At 64.1% G+C, this 20,306-nt stretch carries 13 protein-coding genes and 1 riboswitch; of the genes, 4 read left to right on the forward strand and 9 right to left on the reverse strand.

Annotated features, from left to right (window positions below; all coding sequences use genetic code 11):
- Positions 1–120: 120 nt before the first annotated feature.
- Both A7D16_RS24035 and A7D16_RS06300 read right to left on the reverse strand, forming a co-directional pair.
- On the reverse strand, positions 121–1,791 hold the full coding sequence (locus tag A7D16_RS24035; protein ID WP_239686951.1) for a histidine phosphatase family protein: 1,671 nt from the start codon (positions 1,789–1,791) through the stop codon (positions 121–123).
- A gap of 467 nt (positions 1,792–2,258) precedes the next feature.
- Entirely contained in the window at positions 2,259–3,629 is a 1,371-nt protein-coding gene (locus A7D16_RS06300; protein ID WP_161945023.1) for an alpha-amylase family protein, read from the reverse strand.
- A 394-nt stretch (positions 3,630–4,023) separates the two neighbouring features.
- Here A7D16_RS06300 and A7D16_RS06305 point away from each other — a divergent pair, with 394 nt between their 5' ends.
- Positions 4,024–4,569 carry a DUF2058 domain-containing protein gene (locus A7D16_RS06305; protein ID WP_064630882.1) on the forward strand — a complete coding sequence of 182 codons (546 nt, stop codon included), beginning with the start codon at positions 4,024–4,026 and terminating at the stop codon, positions 4,567–4,569.
- Positions 4,570–4,805: 236 nt separating this feature from the next.
- Complete coding sequence (locus A7D16_RS06310; RefSeq protein ID WP_064630884.1) at positions 4,806–5,363, forward strand: DUF3228 family protein; 558 nt, start codon at positions 4,806–4,808, stop codon at positions 5,361–5,363.
- A 37-nt stretch (positions 5,364–5,400) separates the two neighbouring features.
- On the opposite strand, the gene hsdR is transcribed toward A7D16_RS06310, so the two are convergent.
- The 7 genes from hsdR to ahcY all read right to left on the reverse strand — a co-directional run bounded on the left by hsdR (position 5,401) and on the right by ahcY (position 14,277).
- Complete coding sequence (hsdR, locus tag A7D16_RS06315) at positions 5,401–7,743, reverse strand: EcoAI/FtnUII family type I restriction enzme subunit R (protein WP_064630886.1); 2,343 nt, start codon at positions 7,741–7,743, stop codon at positions 5,401–5,403.
- Positions 7,727–8,026 carry a type II toxin-antitoxin system RelE/ParE family toxin gene (locus tag A7D16_RS06320; RefSeq protein ID WP_064630888.1) on the reverse strand — a complete coding sequence of 100 codons (300 nt, stop codon included), beginning with the start codon at positions 8,024–8,026 and terminating at the stop codon, positions 7,727–7,729. The genes hsdR and A7D16_RS06320 overlap by 17 nt, the downstream gene beginning before the upstream one ends.
- 1 nt (position 8,027) lies before the next feature.
- On the reverse strand, positions 8,028–8,312 hold the full coding sequence (locus A7D16_RS06325; protein ID WP_064630890.1) for a CopG family ribbon-helix-helix protein: 285 nt from the start codon (positions 8,310–8,312) through the stop codon (positions 8,028–8,030).
- Positions 8,313–8,494: 182 nt separating this feature from the next.
- Entirely contained in the window at positions 8,495–9,496 is a 1,002-nt protein-coding gene (locus A7D16_RS06330; RefSeq protein ID WP_064630892.1) for an Abi family protein, read from the reverse strand.
- A gap of 10 nt (positions 9,497–9,506) precedes the next feature.
- On the reverse strand, positions 9,507–10,751 hold the full coding sequence (locus A7D16_RS06335; protein ID WP_082925743.1) for a restriction endonuclease subunit S: 1,245 nt from the start codon (positions 10,749–10,751) through the stop codon (positions 9,507–9,509).
- Positions 10,752–10,804: 53 nt separating this feature from the next.
- Positions 10,805–12,574 (reverse strand): class I SAM-dependent DNA methyltransferase, encoded by a 1,770-nt coding sequence (locus A7D16_RS06340; RefSeq protein WP_239686952.1) that lies wholly within the window; start codon positions 12,572–12,574, stop codon positions 10,805–10,807.
- A gap of 260 nt (positions 12,575–12,834) precedes the next feature.
- A complete protein-coding gene (gene ahcY / locus A7D16_RS06345) occupies positions 12,835–14,277 on the reverse strand; it encodes an adenosylhomocysteinase (RefSeq protein ID WP_064630896.1) in 1,443 nt (480 codons plus the stop codon).
- Positions 14,278–14,308: 31 nt separating this feature from the next.
- A riboswitch (S-adenosyl-L-homocysteine riboswitch) is annotated at positions 14,309–14,424 on the reverse strand.
- Positions 14,425–14,560: 136 nt separating this feature from the next.
- On the opposite strand from ahcY, the gene A7D16_RS06350 reads away from it, so the two are divergent.
- Complete coding sequence (locus tag A7D16_RS06350; RefSeq protein WP_064630899.1) at positions 14,561–17,092, forward strand: S9 family peptidase; 2,532 nt, start codon at positions 14,561–14,563, stop codon at positions 17,090–17,092.
- 358 nt (positions 17,093–17,450) lie between these two features.
- Positions 17,451–20,165, forward strand: a complete 2,715-nt coding sequence (gene ppc, locus A7D16_RS06355) for a phosphoenolpyruvate carboxylase (protein ID WP_064630901.1) — start codon at positions 17,451–17,453, stop codon at positions 20,163–20,165.
- Positions 20,166–20,306 lie beyond the last annotated feature (141 nt).

The raw sequence follows: 20,306 nt of genomic DNA on the forward strand, positions 1-20,306 counted from the left end.
GCACGCTGATTCGTCTGAGGCTGGACCCACCGGCCGTTTGCCGGTGGGTCTGCAAGCAGCTGTCGCTGATCCGTCAGCAGCTCCGGGCACTTACGGACTGCGCGCCCGGTGCCGTGTGGATCAGCGCGTTTCCAGTACGACTTGGTCTGGTTCGATCACGTTTGGGTCGGTCCCGGTGCGCGCCTCGGTAGGCCGGGTGGCCGCCACGCGCAGCGCCGGTGTGATCTGCGCGCGGAACTGCCTGACCACCCATGCTTCGTCCAGCAATGCAAACGCGAAAAAGCCTAGCAAGGTGCCGGCCACCAAGGTGGGCGCGTGCGTAAAGGTGCCGGGCAGCAATAGGCTCAGCCACAAGAAGATATTGGGCGAGGTCTGCAGAAGATGGATGTCCAGTGCCACTGGCGCGCTGATGGTCCGGCCGGTCACGCGCTGGTGCACGCGCAGGTAGAGCGCGCTGCCCACACGGCATGCCAGCAACAAGGCCAGCGGTAGCAGCAGCGCACTCCAGGCATGCCAGCCGCCGTGGCTCAGTGCATCCAGCAGCGAGGTGCCGCCGGCGCGCAGCGAGACCAGAAAGGCCATCGGCACCATGGTCAACGAGCCCACCCAGCCCCAATTGGTGGCCAGCTTGCCCGCCGCGATCGGTTGCGCGCGGCGCCAGCCCTGGGCCAGCAGAGACGGCAACGCCAGGGCGAGCACCAGCACCACAAAGAAGCGCTCCAGCGCGTGCACGTTGCCCAGCACCTCGTGGTGATCCAGGAACAACAGCAGCAACAGCACTGGCAGCAGGATCGACAGCACCAGCGTGTAGCGCGCCGCAAAGAAATAATCGCCACCGCGTGCCAGCGAAAAAGTCGGTACCGACAGCGCAGGCGGCACGATCAGCAGCAGGCCAATCACATGCACCCACGGGTTGTGAAACTGCGTCAGCAGAAACATCGCCAGCGCAGCGCGGGCCACGCTGAGCACGCTGAGTGCGATGTCCTCCGGCCCGCTGCTCAGGCGCAGTGCGCCAGGTTCGATGCGCACCGACAGAAAAAACGCGTTCGCCGCCAGCAACGCGACGATGGCGGTTGTGGTGAGCACATGCGGCAGGCCGATGCCCAGGCATGACAGCGCAAACCCGCCAATCGCTGCGATCAGCATCCATTGCAGCAGATGGATTTCGGTCTGTTCGCCCAGGTAATTCATGCGCGAAGAGCTGCGTGCGGTCATGCGTTTGAGTTCGTCCCACGACAATGGGCGCGAGTTGGGCAGGCGAAAGTCGATGTACTCGGCGGGCGGCAGGCCGGAGGCGATCAATGCAAACACTTCGACGATGTACTTGTGCGCCACCACCAGGACCTGTTTGCCTTGCCGATCCAGTGGTGCCAGCACGGTGTCGTAGTACCTCTTGCAGCGCGCATACATATCCATCCAGTGTTCGCCGTCCGGCGGCGCGCCGTCGGCATCGTGAAAGCAGGCGTCGTAGAGGCAATGGCCGATGGACTTCTTGATCAGCGTCTTGTTCTTGCCGGCGAAAATGCCGAAATCGCGCTCCACCAGCGCCGCGCTGGACAGCACACGCGGGTGCCCGGGTGCACCTTCCAGAATGATCGCGGCAGTGGCCTGCGCACGTTCGAGGGTGGAGACATGTACCTCGTCGAACTGCAGTGCACGTTGCCGCACGTAGCGCGCCGCCTGCTGCGCCTGGCGGCGCCCGAGCGATGTGAGCGGGGAGTTCTGCGCACCAGCGAAGTAATTCTGCTCGTTGGCGAGCGACTCGCCATGACGCACGAAATAGAGAGGCATCGCGTTGCTCCGGTTTGCGCAACTGTCACTGGAATCGAAGCGCCACCCGCGATAACGCGGAGCCAGTCACTTCGCCGCATCGGCGACTGCTGCCTGCACTGCGTGAGACCTCTGTGCAGACAGCACGCCGCCACGTAGGTGCAGCGGCAAAGCGGTTGCGTTGCAACGGCGGGGCGATGCGTCGGAATCAATTCATGTTGAGCTGAAACAAGTGGAAAAGCGCTTGTCTGCAGGTGATATGGGTGAGCACTGCATGCCAGCGAGCCTGCGTATTGCAGGCCGCGTGACCCTGAATGCAACCGATCAGCGCCGGCATCCAGATACAAAAAGCCCCCGCCGCGCGTCTGCGTCGGGGGCGATGGATCGCTCGCACGGTAATGGCGTGCGATCTCTCAAGGTGTGCTGCAGGTTACCTTGTTATGCCTGGATAATCGGGCGCTGCGGTGTCGCCCTGTGCCGATGTTTGCTCAACGCCGCCACATGCGCGCGCCACGCGCCGGCAGCGTAAAGGTGTAGGAGCCGCTGGAAATGCGCACCACATTCCCCGACCCCAGCGCATCGGTGTAATCGGCATTCCAGAACAACACGCTGTTGTTCATTCCCACCGTGGCGGTGACCGGGTTGCCGCACTTGTTGATGCCAACGATGCCCAGGCTGCCGCGACGGAACAGAATGTGGCAGGAGCTGGACGACAACACCTGCATGTCGGTGCCCTGTACGCCATTGTGGAAGCCGATCATGCGACGCAGGTCGTCGCGCAGGTACGCATTGACCCAACGGTTGTCGCCGCTTTCGTTGTTGTCGGTGTAGATCATCGGCATGCCGCCGTTACGGCCGATCAGGTACGCATACGCCAGCGTTTCATCCACCGGGTCGAGAATGGCATAACGGAAACCGGCGTTGTTGGGGATGTCGTGGGTGACCGCAAAGGTCACGGCACGATTGCCCGGCAATGCCTGGCCGGATGCTGCCGGGTCGGCCAGCTGCTGCATGCTGGCGCCAATGGCGAATGCGTTACGCACCGCATTGAACAGCGGGAAGTCGTAGGCAGCATGCGGTGTGGATTGCAGGTAAGGCGCCAGGAACTGGTCGTAGTCGCCATTACCCGTGCCGCCGCCGGTGATCACTTCGCCGAACACATACACGCCGGAGCGGATGCCGGCATCGAAGACGCGGTTGAGATGGTCGAAGGTCATGTGCTTGGCCGCGTCCACACGGAAGCCGGTGACGCCGATACCCTTGAGTGCCTGCAGATAGGCGCGCTGCTGTTGCACCACCCAGTCGTTGCCGACCAGATCCGGCAGGCCTGGGTCGCTGCCACCGCCGCAGATGCGGTAATTGCGCACCTGGAAGGCGTCGTTGTAGTTGCTGATGCATTGCGCCGCGCCAAAATCGCTGGCGCCCAGGAAGTTGGACTGCAGCGTGCCGAACAGCCGCAGTGAATCGTAACGGCCAGGATTTGCCGCGTATTGCGACAGCACCGCACTGCCTGGGTAGTTGAGGTCCGAGCGCGTGGCCGCTTCGTTGGCCATATGGTTGAACACGATGTCGGCATAGGTTTCCACGCCGTTGTTGGCCAGTGCCTGCACCATCTTCCGGAATGCAGCGGTGTCGCCGAGCGGGTTGTCGATGAGGCGGATGTCCTGCGGCTGATAACGCGCCCACCAGGCGCTGCCTTCGGAGCGGTACGCGGGGGCGATCAGCACCTTGCGATAGCCAGCATCGGCGATCTGCTTGGCACGCGCTTCGACGGTGGCATACGGCCAGTTGAAGGCGTGCAGGATGACATCGGCCTGGACGTTGGCAGTGGCCAGCAACAAGACCAGCGCCGTCAGCAAGAGACGGGCACTGCGCTGCATGAGCGAGGGTGGAGCGTGAGCAGGCGTGTTGCGCATCGGATGGTTCTCCAGTGGGTGGCGCAGGCCGCCGCGCAGTGCGCGATGCCTGCATCAAGGCCTCCGGCCCCTGTTCCGGAAAGCGCGCGCACGGCGTGCAGCGCGCGACGATGCTAAGCGCGCATCGCGGCGCAACATCGGTGTTGTGCATACGTATTCACTGCATCGAACAGGCAAATTGCGCGCGGTGTTCGGCGCCAACGGCGGGCTTGGTCGCAAAACGCAGCGCACGGCGCGTGCCAGGCCGAGTGGTGATGCCAGCGGTTCGGCCAGGCTGCGACGGGGCCATGGCGCCGGCCGCGTTAAACTAGCCGCCAGCCCACTGCCAAGCCTCCCGATGCGCAACCCATTGCAAGAACAGCTGCTCAAGGCCGGCCTGGTGAAAAAGGCCCAGGTGGACAAGATTGCGCGCGAGCAGGTCAAGCAGCGCCACGCCAAGGGCGCGGCGGTGTCGCCGGCGGATGCCGACAAGGTCGATGCGGCACGCCTGCAGGCCGAGCGTGCCGAGCGCGATCGTGCGCTGGCCGAAGAGCGCAACGTACAGGTGCGCCGGCAGGAGGTGCTGGCCCAGGTCCGGCAGATCGTGGAGACCAGCAAGGTCAAGCGCGAAGGCGAGATCGACTACCGCTTCAACGACGGCAGCGTCATTCGCAGCGTGCTGGTGAACCCCGTACTCCGTAGCCAGTTGGCCAGTGGCGCACTGGTGATCGTGCGCCACGGCGATGGCTTCGAGCTGATTCCGCGCGCCGCTGCCGACAAGGTTTACAGCCGCGATGCCGACACGGTTGTTCTCGATCACGGCCGCAACAGCGCGCCGGCAGCGGCCGATAGCGACGATGACTATTACAGCCAGTTCAAGGTGCCTGACGATCTGATCTGGTAGGGCGGCGAACAGATGCGGTGAGCAGGCGGTGCACGAATCTGCATGCGCCGGGGCGCGGGACCGCAACGTAGTGCTACCCCTCACGTCATCGTCCATGGTGACGTGACTGCTATGAGCTCGGCTCAAGCAACCATGCGTGCCAGCCCCGTCGCTGCGCAACAGTCCCGGTGCTGCTCAACGTAGTCGTGCGCCAGCCTGCGCGCTACCCTGGTGCTCTTGTCGCCACACGTACCGTCATGTCGATCGTTCTTACATCGTTCGCCCGCACCCGCCTGTTCCCGCGCGATGGCCGTCGCAATGCCATCCAGGACTGCACGCCCGAGCAGTTCGTCCAGCGGCTCAATGATGAGGCGCCGCTACGCGTGATCGAGGGCTATGCGCCGTTTTGCCAGTTGCACGTGCACCGCAACTGGACCACGACCCGCTGCCTCACCGTGCCTATCGACGCTGACAACCGCCATTTGCTGCGCTCCGGCTACGAGGCGCGCAGCACGCAGGAATTGGCTGTACTGGTGCGTTGGTTTGAAGGTGTCGAGCCGCCGGTGGCCGCGTATCTGCTGCCGATCCTCTACAGCCGCGATCAACTGGCCAAGGAGGGCGCGCTCATCGATGCGGACTGGGGCGTGGTCGGTTGCCTCTACACCGCAGAGCCGCAGGAAATTCCGATGGCACCGATCACGATGTTGCGCAACGCCCTGGGCGTGGAAGAAGGTGGCTCTGGCGTGCCGCTGGACCGCGACGCGTATCGGCGCAGCGTGGCGTTCTGGGAACGCAATGCGAACTGGCGGCCTTGATATTGGTTGTGCCGTCCGCGTTGCATGCGTCTACCAATCAGCGGAATAAGTGCGCCTGGATCCCAACGAATGCACTGCGGATGTCCGCAACACTGCCCAGCATCCGTTTGGCGTCGTTAACCCCGCCGTAGCGGATTCGTAAAACGTCGCCGATCCTGCTGCTGGCCAGTTCACCGGTACCGTTGCGCGCGTAGTTGCCCAGCACGTATTCCAGGAACGAACGCATCTCACGCTCGTACCCGCTCAGGCCGGTGGACATGGCTGACTGCACCCGCTGCGTCCGCGACAGGGGCGCCAGGGTGAAGCGAACGTAGGCCAGTACATCGAAGATGTCGCTGTGCGGTGCATCGATCAGGCGCCGCATGTCATCCAGTCGCTCGTTGTCGTACCCCAGGTCCGTGAGGCGCTGTATAAAGTCCTCGCGCCGGTCCGGGTCGCTCCAGATGGCGCGCAGGTGGTCTTCGTCCTTGAGCAGCGCATCGAGGTCACCGAAGAGCTGTTGCATGAATTCCTGCGCGGTGATCATCCTGCCGTCGTTGGACCAATACGTGGTCGCGGCGATGTAGTGGATGCTGCGCTCGCGGCCGTCGGAGAGTTTGACCACCACTCGCCTGGGCGGCGCGGGTTCGTTGATGCCGCCACCAAGCGCCCCGGGCTCGCTCTCTCGATGCAGTCGAGGTTTGCGCGGCTCGGCCGGATCGTCCGGCGGCAGCGGCTCGCCATCCCACGCGGCATCGTTGAAGTGCGCATAGGCCTTCACGAAGTCGTAGATAGTGAAGTAATCCTTGCCTTCGAACGTGCGCGTGCCGCGCCCGATGATCTGCTTGAACTCGATCATCGACTTGATCGGGCGTAGCAGCACGATGTTGCGGATGTTCAGCGCGTCCACGCCGGTGGACAGCTTCTGCGACGTGGTCAGGATGGTCGGGAGGGTCTTCTCGTTGTCCTGGAACTCACGCAGGTGGCGCTCGCCGAGCTCACCGTCGTCGGCGGTGACGCGCTCACAGTAGTGCGGGTTCGGGTTGTCCTTGATCTGATTGATGAAGTTGCGTACCTGCGCGGCGTGCTCCTGGGTGGCGCAGAACACCAGCGTCTTCTGGCGCTGGTCGATCTGGTCCATGAACTCCTGCACGCGGCTGCGCTCGCGCTGGTCGATCACCAGCCGGGTGTTGAAGTCGGCTTCCGTGTAGACGCGGCCGCGTTCCAGCTCGCCTTCTAGCACTACGTCACCCTCGGAGTAGGTGTACTCGTCCAGGGTCGAAGCCATCTGCCGCACCTTGAACGGCGTGAGAAAGCCGTCGCCGATGCCCTCCTTCAGCGCATACGTGTAGACCGGCTCGCCGAAGTAGGCGTAGGTATCGCCATTGACATCGCGCTTCGGCGTGGCGGTCAGGCCCAGCTGCACGGCCGGCTTGAAATACTCCAGGATCGCGCGCCAGCTGCTTTCGTCGCGCGCACCGCCGCGGTGGCACTCGTCGATGACGATGAAGTCGAAGAAGTCCGGCTCATAGCCCTCGAAGGTGAACTGCGCCGCCGCAGGCGCGTCTTCCGCATCGCCGCCACCGGTCATGAAGGTCTGGAAGATGGTGAAGAACACGCTGGCATTGCGCGGAATGCCGCCCTTCTTGCGGATTTCTTCCGGTCGGATCCGGCACAGCGCATCCGGTGGGAACGCATTGAAGGCGTTGAAGGCCTGGTCGGCCAGAATATTGCGGTCGGCCAGGAACAGGATCCGTGGGCGGCGCACCGGGTCACGGCTGAGGTTCCACTTGGCGTGGAACAGCTTCCACGCGATCTGGAACGCGACGGATGTCTTGCCGGTGCCGGTGGCCAGCGTCAGCAGGATGCGGTTGCGGTCTGTCGCGATGGCCTCCAGCACTGCGGTGATCGCGTTGTGCTGGTAATAGCGCGGCTGCCACTTGCCGCCGCCGGTCTCGAACGGCACCGCGCCGAAGCGCTCGCGCCAGTCGTTGCCGTGCGGAAAGCAGCGCAGCCAGAGTTGTTCCGGTGTCGGGAACGGCAGGGCGATCTCGCCTTCGGCGCCGCTGTCCATGTCGATGCCATACCAGCCGATCCCGTTGGTGGCATAGGCAAATCGCGCCTGCAGCCGCGTCGCATAGTCCTTGGCCTGGCCGACGCCTGCGGTGTGGCCCAGTCCGGCACGCTTGGCCTCGATCACCGCCAGTTTGCGGCCGCGGTAACTCAACACGTAGTCCGCCGACAGCGCCGTGCCGCGCTGGCCGCCGCCGAGAATGCGGCCAGGGCAGATCAGCTCGCGATGGACCTGCGCGCCATCCACCACGCCCCAGCCGGCCTCGCGCAGCACCGGGTCGATGCGGTTGGCGCGGGTGTCGGCCTCGGTTTCAGTCGTCGCGTGCATAGCCTGCCTCGCGTTGCGCGCGGATCGCCAGGACAAATACGGTGTCCAGCGCCGTTACATACTGGTAGAGGGCGATGTATCCGCGAGCGCCTTGGCCAATGACCAGTTCACGCAGATCGTTGTGCGTCAGGCGCCCGATCAGCGGATTGTTCGTGAGCACATCGGATGCACTGACGATCTCGCCAAGACGCTCTTGGATGTGCGCCGCCTCGTGCTGTTCCAGGTGGCCGATGATGCGCCGCAGGTCCTCGTTGACAGAGGGTAGGAACTCGACGCGCGCCATGCTATTCGGCGAACTTGCGGGGGACGGGAAGCGGAGTGTCCTTGCCCTGAATGCGTCCCATCAGATAGCGACGCATCTCGTCCCAGGGAATGCTCTCGCCGGTCTCAAGGAATTCGGCCCAACGGCGTTCTGCCTCTGCATGGAAGTCGGTGCGTCGCTCGGCCAATTCGGCCTTTTCGGCAATGGCTTCCAGGATGAAATTGTGCGACGTGGTGCCGGCCGCTTGCGCGGCCTTGGCGATGCGGGCCTTGAGCGCTTCCGGCAGGCGAATGGTGGTGGTGCTCATGCGGGGCTCCCGTTCAGGATGTCCAAATGTAGCACATGAGTGCCACAGGGGCGCAGCGTTTCAAGTGGTGCACGCATGAGCGGTTTTGATGATGCATATTGGCGATTCAAAGCCTGCTCGGTTAGACTTGCCGCAACACGACCCCCGCCTCTTGGTTCCTTTGGGAATCTACGCGGGGGTTCTTATTGCCTGTCGCTCGCGAGCCACCAGTCTTTCCACCCGATGGGCGCCCCCATATCCGCAGCGGATAATTGGCGTGTCGATGCCTGAGACGGAAAGGCGTCCAGATGCGCCGCCGTCCGCTCCGGCCACCTGCTTCCGGGGCATACCACCCGCACCAAATGGCAGACCATCGCCAACTGGATGAACGGCTTAGTCAGTAGATCCTGCCTATTCTCGAATGCAGCGCCCCAAGCCGGCCAGGCGGCTGATGGTGGAATGGGAGAACTCACCATATTCCGGTTCCACACGCGGCTATGGTGCGCCACCAGATTGCGCAGATAGCTCAAACAGCGCACCCAGCTTGCGAACACCTTCCAGTCGGCAATTCCATAGCGCTTGGCGATGGCCTGTTGGTCGGGCACTTTCATCATCGCCAGCAGTTGCGAGACTGCGCCGAAGTCCCACACCTCGATAGCGACCCAAATTGGCAGATCCGGGCCATGCTTTTCACGATAGTGTTTGACGAAATCCTCGCGTGAGCGCTGCACCAACCCCTGGTACTTCATCTGCCATGTGGCGAAGACAGTCTGGTTCGTCTGCGGCGCTCTTTTTTCGCGGAATGTGGGGTGGAAGTTGCTTTCATGTAAATGAGCGAAGGTGTCGGTTTTACCCAGTCGATATGCCACTTCCACCCGTAGTGACACTTCGATTCGCTCAAGCGCGTCCGCCAGTAGTACGCGCAGCCGACGATCGAACAGATACAGGTCGATGGCGTCGGTGAACGTTGTCCCCGGCATGAAGTCATCCGTGCGCACCGAACGGATCGCCCCCGATTGCGGGTCCTGCTCATGCCGGAAGATCCGGAACGGATACCAGTACGCACTGAGCCGGTAGTAGCCGACACGCTGTAGCCATGCCACTGCCCAGTCCCTGTCCGACACGGCCAAGCCGCGTTCTTCCAGCATCAAGAGCTGATCTTGGAACGATTTCCACGGGCGATCGTAGGTGCTGGCATCGGTCATGGCGAAGAAATCACGTCAGTTGGCCGGAGAAGGCGGCTTGGAGTAGGGATTGGCGGAGGGCAGCGATATCCGCGATCTGTGCTTTGTAAGAGGTGCGTAGCGCTGTGGCCGAATTGATCAGTGCTTCCGACCTCGCAATGACGTCACGCTGCAGGGCAATGTCAGGCACGACGAAGCGAAGATTCCGCAGATCCTTGATGTTGATCTGCATAAGTGCGGCTCCATAGGTCTTCTCAGCAATCTGACTTCGGATCGCGCCAAAGCAAAATTGGAAATACGCGAAATCACGCAAGACGCGAGTCGGCTCGAACCGGATGGGAACGATGCCGCGCGTGACGTTGGAACCAGTCAGTTCGTCTTCAGCAACCGAAATAGCGCCGGTGTTGCCCCTTACGCAGAGTAGAAGCTCTCCACCTTTCAACGTCGTTCGTGCGTAACCGCGTGCAGCGCGTAGGTCAATTCGTTTCAAGCCGGCAAGGCCCACCTCTCGCCGCGTCAAATCAACGGGACGCACGATTGGCAGCCCATTACTTACCTCGTCTCCCGGCTGGACGATTCCATAAGACAGACTGCAATCCGGATGCACTGCATCCTGCAGGGCAAGCGAGCTTGATTGGCTGGCGATCGCTTCGAACTCGTCGCCCAAGGTGCGTCGAAGAAGACCTTCAGCAGCTTGGAGACTCTCTTCGCAATTTGCGCGGGCGCGGTCGAGTGCGGCGAAGGCCTGATCCAGCACTGCGACGATGCGCTTCTGCTGTGTCATCGAAGGTATGCAGACATGAAATGCTTTCAATTCAGGATAGTAGATCGTCTGATGCACTGATCCGCTTGAGAAACGCGAGAGAGCCGACTCCTCGGCCACGAAGAGATAGCGCAGGAAGTCCGGGTCGATACTTCCGGAACACACCCAGTTGACAAAGTCCTGGCTGGTCGCCATTTCGCGACCCATCTTGACTACATAGCCGACCGAGGCGGTGCGAGATAGACAGACAGTTCCAGCTGGAAGCACTCGTGCGGAGGAATTCGAGATGCCTAATGCGTTTGTTTTTTCAAGGGTTTGCGAGACCGTTCCACCGTGAGCAGACTTCGCATCACGTATCCCAATCCACGGGATGTCTCCCCCCCAATACTCGGGCTTGTTTCGACTTGGCGTATGACCAGACTCCATCCTTGCTATACTTGCAAGGGGCAACCATTCCCAACCACTCGGCGGGTCGACGCCGGGGCGATTCACGGACAATGCAACGTTGCCCATGATCGTTCTTGTTGTGGCTTCTCTGCCGCCGGTGCGGGTCTGCGTTCGACTACTCACAGCATCGCCCTTACCGTCGCCAGCAGCTTCGCCGTATCCGCATCCCGCGCCAGCATGTCGTCGATGATCTGCTGCGGGGTACGCTGCGGTGCGGACTCCGGCGCGTGCGGGTTCTTGACCGACAGGTCGCAGGTGGCGACATCGACGTTGGCCACATCGACCGTCCAGCTCTTCTCGCTGCCTGCCTTGGTCTTCTGCAGTGCCACGAACTCGACAAGATCCGCATCATTCAGCGCATTGGTCTTGCCCATCGAACGGCCGGGATCGAGCTGGTAGTACCAAATATTGCGCGTGGGCGCGCCCTTGTCGAAGAACAGCACCACGGTTTTCACGCCCGCGCCCTGGAAGGTGCCGGACGGGCAGTCCAGCACCGTATGCAGGTTGCAGTTGTTTAGCAGTTCGCGGCGCAGTTCGATGCTGGCGTTATCGGTATTGCTGAGGAAGGTGTTCTTGATGACCACCGCGCCGCGTCCACCGGCTTTGAGCTTGCGGATGAAGTGCTGCAGAAACAGGTAAGCCGTCTCCGATGAGCGAATGGGGAAGTGTTGCTGCACTTCCTTACGCTCGCCGCCGCCGAAGGGTGGATTGGCCAGCACAATGTCGTGCCGGTCCTTCTGCTGGATATCCATGACGTTTTCCGACAGCGTGTTGGCGTGGCGGATATTGGGCGCATCAATGCCGTGCAGGATCATGTTCATGACGCCCAGCACGTAGGCCAGCGATTTCTTCTCCTGCCCATAGAAGGTTTTGCGCTGCAGCGTGTCACAGTCCTTGGCGGATAGATCATCGCGGCGCAGGTGCTCCCATGCCTCGCACAGGAAGCCCGCGCTGCCGCAGGCGCCGTCGTAGATGGTTTCGCCGATCTGCGGCTGTACCACCTGGATCATCGCGCGGATCAGCGGGCGCGGGGTGTAGTACTCGCCGCCATTGCGGCCGGCGTTGCCCACGCGCTTGATGCGGGTTTCGTACAGTTCGGACAGCTCGTGCTTGGCCTCTGAGCTGCCGAAGCTCAGCGTGTCGACGATCTGCAGCACGTCGCGCAGGGTATAGCCGGAGCGGAAGCGGTTGGAGACTTCCGAGAAGATCTCGCCGATCTTGTACTGCAGGCTGTCGGCCTGCACGGTGCTGTCCTTGAACGACTTGAGGTGCGGGACCAGCTTGCCGTTGACGAACTCGATCAGATCGCTGCCGGTGCGCGCGTTGGGGTCGGGTCTGCCGTCCCGCGTCATCGGCGCGGCCCAGTCCTGCCAGCGATAGGGCTTGGCCAGGATGGCGTCGTAGGCCTTGCCCTTGAGCAGGGCTTCATCAGCCCATTCGTGTTCCATGTCATCCAGGTACTTCAGGAACAGCAGCCACGAGGTCTGCTCGGCGTAGTCCAGCTCCGAGGCGAGGCCTTCGTCGTTGCGCATGGCCTTGTCGATGGCATTGAAGGCCTGGACGTAGGCGTTGTGGCTGCCCTGCTCCGTCTTCGCGCTGCCGCGTTTGGCGTGCGGCGTTGGCGATGCGGCGTTGCGCTGTCTGTCCGGCGCGGGACTGGCGCCAGCGATCGACACAGAACCACCGCGCCCACGGCCGGGCACGATACGGCCTTGCTCGATGAGGTGTGCCTTGACCCGCGTGTAGGTGCTGTCCGCCCAGCCCAGCGCGCTGCCCAGCTTGCCGTTGCCTGCAGAGCCACCCAGCGCTTCCAGGGTCTGCATGAATCGTTCGGCTTGTGTCTCCAGCGACATCGGGTAGGGGCTCCAGCGTTCGAATCGGGCGCGCATTGTCGCAGCTAGCGGGGCCTCCGGCATCGATGCGGAGCGACATTGGTCAGCGTTGGGTCGATGAACGACACTGGCGCCCCACTGCACCTTCTGCCTGAGCCGGCGTGAGCGGCGTTCCGATCCGCGTGGCGCGGTACCCTCTCAGCTCATGGGCAGCGCCGGTTACAGACCCATTCGAGGCGCCTGGTCCGCCGATCGCATGAAAAACGGGCGCCTCGCGGCGCCCGTTCTTATCTGCATGGCGATGTTTTACCAATGGGTCAGTAGCGGTAATGATCCGGCTTGTACGGGCCGGCCACATCCACGCCGAGATAATCGGCCTGGTCCTTGGTCAGGGTGGTCAGCTTCACGCCGATCTTTTCCAGGTGCAGGCGGGCCACTTCTTCATCCAGGTGCTTGGGCAGGATGTAGACCTTCTTCTCGTAGCTGTCGCGCTTTTCCCACAGGTCGATCTGGGCCAGGGTCTGGTTGGCGAACGAGTTGGACATCACGAAGCTCGGGTGGCCGGTGGCGCAGCCCAGGTTCACCAGGCGGCCGTCGGCCAGCAGGAAGATCGCGTTGCCGTTGGGGAACACGTACTTGTCCACCTGCGGCTTGATGTTGATCTTCTCCACGCCCTTGAGTGCATTCAGCGCATCGACCTGGATCTCGTTGTCGAAGTGGCCGATGTTGCAGACGATGGCCTGGTCCTTCATCGCCTGCAGGTGCTCGACGGTGATGATGTCCTTGTTGCCGGTGGTGGTGACATAGATGTCGCCGCGACCCAGGGTGGATTCGATGGTGTTGACCTCGTAGCCTTCCATCGACGCCTGCAGCGCGCAGATCGGGTCGATCTCGGTGACGATGACGCGGGCGCCATAGTTACGCAGCGAGGCGGCGCTGCCCTTGCCCACGTCACCGTAGCCGCAGACCACGGCGACCTTGCCGGCCAGCATCACGTCCATCGCGCGCTTGAGGCCATCGGCCAGCGACTCGCGGCAGCCATAGAGGTTGTCGAACTTGCTCTTGGTGACCGAGTCGTTGACGTTGATGGCCGGGATCAGCAGCTTGCCGGCTTCGGCGATCTGGTACAGGCGATGCACGCCGGTGGTGGTCTCTTCGGAGACGCCCTTCCAGTCCTTGACCACGCGGGCCCAGTAGCCCGGGCGCTCGACGGCCACGCGCTTGAGCAGCGCCTTGATCACGCTCTCTTCGTGCGAAGACGCCGGCTCGTCGACCCAGGTGCTGCCGTTTTCGAGCTCGTAGCCCTTGTGGATCAGCAGGGTGACGTCGCCGCCGTCGTCCACCACCAGCTCCGGGCCGGTGAGGGTGCCGTCGGGCAGGGTGAAGGTCAGCGCGTCCAGGGTGCAGTCCCAATACTCTTCCAGCGTCTCGCCCTTCCAGGCGAACACGGGCGTGCCGGTGGCGGCGATCGCCGCGGCGGCATGGTCCTGGGTGGAGAAGATGTTGCACGAGGCCCAGCGCACGTTGGCGCCGATGTCCTTGAGCGTTTCGATCAGCACCGCGGTCTGGATGGTCATATGCAGCGAGCCGGTGATGCGCACATCCTTCAGCGGCTTGGTCTGCGCATGCTTGCGGCGGATCGACATCAGGCCCGGCATTTCGTGCTCGGCGATGTCCAGCTCCTTGCGGCCCCAATCGGCCAGGGAGATGTCGGCAATCTTGTAATCGGCGTGCGGGGTAATCTTTGTGACAGCGTTCATGCAATGGCTCCGGTAGGCAAACGAATGTCTGCAATTCCGGGCGCCGTTGAACGGTAACTGCTGGTCGAGCCTGGCCGTAGTTGCCTGCACTTTTCGTGCAGTGAAGCGGATCAGTCCGCCCTACCGGTCGCAGCGCCCCTCGACAAGAGCGTCGATTATATCGGCAGCACCCCCCTCCGGCATGAATTGGCCGGTTTGAAGTGGCACGCCCCCCACCAACGGCAGGGGAGCGGCTGGCGGGCGGCTGGTATGGTCGCAGGTCAACCATCACCGGGGACGGGCAATGCAGGAGAAACAGCATGCGCAAGGTTGGCGGCAGCACACATGGGCGCTGGCAGGGGCGCTGGCATTGAGCGCGCCGGTGTTGGCGATGGCGGCCGGCCCGGCGGCCGGCGCAACAGTGACGCAGCCGGGCGCCGCGGCAGGCAGCGCGTATCGGCTGCCATCCAAGGCACTGCAGGCGGTGGTGGACGCACCGCGCGCGCCGTTGCTGCAGCTCTCGCCCAAGCGCGACCTGGCCGCGATGCTGCAGTTGCCGGCGTTGCCGGACATCGCCGAGGTGGCCCAGCCCGAACTCAAGCTGGCCGGCGTGCGCATCCATCCCAAAACCCACGCGGCCAGCCGCTTCTCCTTCGCCAGCAAGCTGTGGCTGCTGGCGGTGGCCGACGGAAGCGAGCGCCAGATTGCCGGGCTGCCGTCGCCGTTGTCGCTGGCCGATCTGAGTTGGTCGCCGGATCAGCGCTACCTGGCGTTCCGCCGCGAGGATGCCACCAGTGGCGCCAACGAACTGTGGCTGGTGGACGTGGCCGCCGGGCAGGCGCGGCGTCTGCTGGCTGGCTTGAACACCAGCGTCGACGATGCATTGCATTGGTTGCCCGATGGCAGCGGATTGCTGCTGCAGCAGGTGGCGGGGCAGGGCGCGCCGCCGGCCCGCGATGCGACACCGGCCGGCCCGGCGATCCAGCAGACCAGCGCCGCTGCCGGGGTGCGCTCGCTGCCGACCTATCAGGACCTGTTGCGCAACGAGGCCGATGCGCGCGTGTTCGAGTACTACGCCACCGGCCAACCGATCATCGTTACGCTAAGCGGGCAGGTCCGCCGGATCGCCGCGCCCGGCATCCATCTCAACCTGGCGGTGTCACCGGATGGCCGTTACATCCTGAGCGAACGCGCTGAGCGGCCGTTTTCGTATCTGGTGCCGGTGGACAATTTCGCCCGCCGCATCGAGGTGCTGGACCTGCAGGGCAAGCTGGTGCGCCAGATCGCGCAGCTGCCATTGGTCGAAGGCCTGCCGACCGGCAACGACGCCGTGCCCACCGGCGTGCGCGACATCGCCTGGCGGCACGATGCGCCGGCCACCTTGGTGTGGGCCGAAGCGCAGGACGGTGGTGACCCGGCACGCGAGAGCACCATCCGCGATGCGGTGCGGATGCAGGCCGCACCGTTCAACCGCGCACCGGTGACGCTGGCGCAGTTGGGCAGCCGGTTCGAGGGCATTCACTGGGGCCGCGGCGACCTGGCGATCGTGAGCGAGAGCTGGTGGAAGACTCGCCGCACCAAACAGTGGCACATCGCACCGGACCAACCGCAACGCGCGCCCGAACTGTTGTGGGATCGCTCCTCGCAGGACCGCTACAAGGACCCGGGCACGCCGGCGACGGTGGCCGATGGCAAGGGCCGCGCGTTGCTGCAGACCAGTGCCGATGGCAACAGCCTGTTCCTGCTCGGCAAGGGCGCCTCGCCCGAAGGCGACCGCCCGTTTGTGGACCGGTTCGATCTGCAAAGCAAGCGCGCCACACGGCTGTTTCATTCGCAGGCGCCCACCTATTCCGCGCCCCTGGCGCTGCTGGACGCGCAAGGCACGCAGTTGCTGCTCAGCCGCGAATCGCCTGAAGAACCGGCCAACTACTTCGTGCAGTCGCTGGGCGATGCAACGTCCGCACCGCGCGCGTTGACGCAGTTCGCGCACCCGTTGCCGCAGTTGCGCGGTGTGCAGAAGGAGCAGATCCGCTACAAGCGCGCCGATGGGGTGGACCTCACCGCCACACTGTTGCTGCCGCCCGGCTATGACCCCAAGCGCGACGGCCCGCGGCCGCTGCTGATTTGGGCCTACCCGGGCGAATTCAAAAGCGCCGACACCGCCAGCCAGGTCACCGACTCGCCGTACCGCTTCAACGCCATCAATTACTGGGGGCCGCAGGCATTTCTGGCGATCGGCTATGTGGTGCTCAACAACCCGACCATGCCGATCGTGGGCGAAGGCGATGCCGAACCCAACGACACTTACGTGCCGCAGCTGATCGCCGATGCGCAGGCGGCCGTGGATGAAGTGGTGCGGCGCGGCGTCACCGACCGGCAGCACATTGCCATCGGCGGGCATTCCTACGGCGCCTTCATGACCGCCAACCTGCTCGCGCATACGCGCCTGTTCAAGGCCGGCATCGCGCGCAGCGGCGCCTACAACCGCACGCTCACCCCGTTCGGTTTCCAGGCCGAAGAACGCAACTACTGGCAGGCGCAACCGGTCTACCAGGCGATGTCGCCGTTCAACTATGCCGACAAGATCAAGGACCCGCTGCTGCTGATCCATGGCCAGGACGACAACAACACCGGCACCTTCCCGATCCAGAGCGAACGCATGTTCGCCGCAATCAAGGGCCTGGGCGGCACCGCGCGGCTGGTGATGCTGCCCAACGAATCGCATGCCTACCGCGCGCGGCAATCGATCATGCAGATGCTGGCCGAAAGCGAGCAGTGGTTGCAGACCAATGTCGGCGAGCCGTTGCCGGAGAAGAGCGCCACACGCAAGCGTTGATCGATGGTGCGCTGGCACCGGTGCGCTGACACCCGTAGGAGCGCGCTTGCGCGCGATGCGACGTTACCGATGAAGCTTCGTCGCGCCCGGGTGCGCTCCTACAGCAGATGAGGATGTGGCTGATGCGCTGCCGGCAACGACTGCTGAGCCGCGTGGATGGTTGCGCGATCACCCGTAGGAGCGGGCTTGCCCGCGATGGGCGTTGCCGGGAAAGCCCATCGCGGGCAAGCCCGCTCCTACAGGTTGTCGATAGGCGCACACGATGGTTGGTGTTGAAACCGTCGTGCCGGTCGCGATCATCTAATCCTTTTGGGTTAGTCTTCGACGACTTTGCGCTTGAAGAGGGTGTGCGTTTCCGATGAACGAGTACCGCAGCAGTCTTGTGTTCGCTACCCCCGACCTTCCCTTGCGCGACGATGTGCGTCGGCTCGGTGCACTGGTGGGCGATCTACTCGCCGAGCAGGTGTCTGCGGAATTCCTCGATGAAATCGAACGCGTGCGCACCACCGCGATCTCGCGGCGCGAAAGCGATGCCCCGCCATCCACCTTGAGCGAACAACTCACCGGCCGCGAGCCGCGCGAGGCCGAAGCGCTGGTGCGCGCCTTCAGCACCTATTTCCAGGTGGTCAACATCGCCGAGCGCGTGCATCGCATCCGCCGCCGCCGCGATTACCAGCGCAGTGGCACCGACACCCCGCAGCCCGATGGCCTGCATGACGCCTTGCGCCGGCTCAAGGCGCAGGGCGTGACCCTGGACGAACTCAGCGGGTGGTTGCCGCGCATCGATGTGGAACCGGTGTTCACCGCGCACCCCACCGAAGCGGTGCGCCGCGCGTTGCTGGAAAAAGAACAGCTGATGGTCGCCAGCCTGGTCGACAACCTGGACGGCATGCGCACGCCCAACGAACGCGCCAGCGATGCCGCGCGCTTCCGCATGGCCTTGACCGCCTCGTGGCAGACCGCCGATTCCTCGCCGGTGCGCCCCACCGTGGACGACGAGCGCGAGCATGTGGGCTTCTATCTCACCCAGGTGCTCTACCGCGTCATCCCGGTGATGTACGAAACGCTCGAACACGCCATCGAAGAAACCTACGGCAGTGTGCCGCCATTGCCGCGCCTGCTGCGCTTCGGCACCTGGGTGGGCGGCGACATGGACGGCAACCCGAACGTGGATGCCACCACCATCGCCGGCACCCTGGATGCGCAGCGCCGCGCGGTGCTGGACCGCTACCAGAAGGAACTCTGGCAACTGGCCAGCCTGCTCAGTCAATCGACCACGCTGGTGCAGGTCAGCCCGGAACTCACCGCGCAGCTGGAACGCTACCGCGCGCTGCTTCCCGAAGACGCCGCGCGTTCGCGTCCGCGCCATGGCGACATGCCGTACCGCCTGTTCAACGACCTGATGCGCGCACGCCTGCAGGCCACGCTGGACGATGCCGCCGGCGCCTACACCAGCCCGTCCGAGCTGGAACACGACCTGCAATTGATCCTGGACAGCCTGCAGGCCAACAAGGGCCTGCACGCCGGTTGGTTCGCGGTGCGGCGTCTGCTGTGGCGCGTACGCAGTTTCGGGTTTCATCTGGCGCGCCTGGACGTGCGCCAGGAATCGAGCGTGCATGCGCGCGCAGTGGCCGACGCCCTGGGCCAGGCGGATTGGGACGAACAGGACGCCAGGCAGCGTGCTGGCTTGCTCGGCCCGTATGCCTCCGGCGAACAGGCGCTGCCGCGCGTGGCCGACGAGGGCAATGCGCGCCTGGATGCGGTGTTCGCCGCACTCGCCGATGCACGCACGCGCCACGGCGCCGATGCGCTGGGCAGCTACATCATTTCGATGGCGCATAACCGCGCCGACGTGCTCACCGTGCTCGCGTTGGCGCGCCGCGGCGGCCTGGTCGACGACGCGGGCGCGGTGCCGCTGGACATCGTGCCGCTGTTCGAAACCGTGGACGATCTGCGTGGCGGCACCGGCACCGTGCAGGACCTGCTGGCCGACCCGGTGTATCGCCAGCACCTGGCCGCGCGCGGCGATACGCAGATGGTGATGCTGGGGTATTCGGACAGCGGCAAGGACGGCGGCATTGCGGCCTCGCGCTGGGGCCTGCAACGCGCGCAGGTCGAATTGCTGGAAGCCGCCGCCGAGCTGGGCGTGCGGCTGACCTTCTTCCACGGCCGTGGTGGCTCGATCGCGCGCGGCGGCGGCAAGACCAGCCGCGCGCTGGATGCCGCACCCCGCGGCAGCGTCGATGGCCGCTTGCGCGTCACCGAGCAGGGCGAGGTGATCCATCGCAAGTACGGCATTCGTGCATTGGCGCTGCGCTCGCTGGAACAGATGACCGGCGCGGTGTTGCTGTCGAGCCTGCGCCCGCGTGCGCCCGAGCCGCGCGAGGAGCGCTGGCGCACGGTGATGGATCTGGTGGCCGGACGCAGCACCGTGGCCTATCGCGCCTTCGTCGGTGCGCCGGATTTCATGCAGTACTTCCGCCTGGCCACGCCGATCGATGTGATCGAGCGCATGACGCTGGGCTCGCGTCCGTCGCGGCGGTTGGGACAGGATGCGGCATTGTCCAACCTGCGCGCGATTCCGTGGGTGTTTGCGTGGAGCCAGGCGCGTGCGGTGATCCCGGGATGGTACGGCGTCGGCAGCGGGTTGCAGGCGGCGGTGGATGCCGGGCATGAAGACACCTTGCGCGAAATGGCGCAGGACTGGCCGTTCTTCCGCACCTTCCTGGACGACATCGCCATGGTGTTGTCCAAGGGCGATCTGAATATCGCCGAGCTGTTCTCGCGGCTGTCCGGTGATCTGCACGAGCGCTTCTTCCCGCAGATTCGCGACGAACTGGCCCTGACCAAGGGCTGGGTCAAGGCGCTGCTGCAACAGCAATCGCTGTTGCAGCACGACCCGCGGCTGGCGCTGTCGATCCGCCTGCGCAACCCCTACATCGACCCGATCAGCGTGCTGCAGGTGGACCTGCTGCAACGCTGGCGGGCCACCGATGGCGAAGACGAAGCATTGCTGCGCGCGCTGGTGGCCTGCGTCAATGGCGTCTCGCAAGGCGTGCAGAACACCGGCTGATTGAGCGGCCGTTGGATCAGCTGTTGGATCAGTAGTTCAAGTTGCTGGTTCAAGGCCAAGCCAACGGCCGCGCAGGCCATTGGTCGGAAAGAGCGCGGAATCGCCAAGCGGACTCTGGCATTACCGGACAAATCTGTCCGA

It is taken from the genome of Xanthomonas nasturtii (assembly GCF_001660815.1).
Taxonomy (GTDB): Bacteria; Pseudomonadota; Gammaproteobacteria; order Xanthomonadales; family Xanthomonadaceae; genus Xanthomonas; species Xanthomonas nasturtii.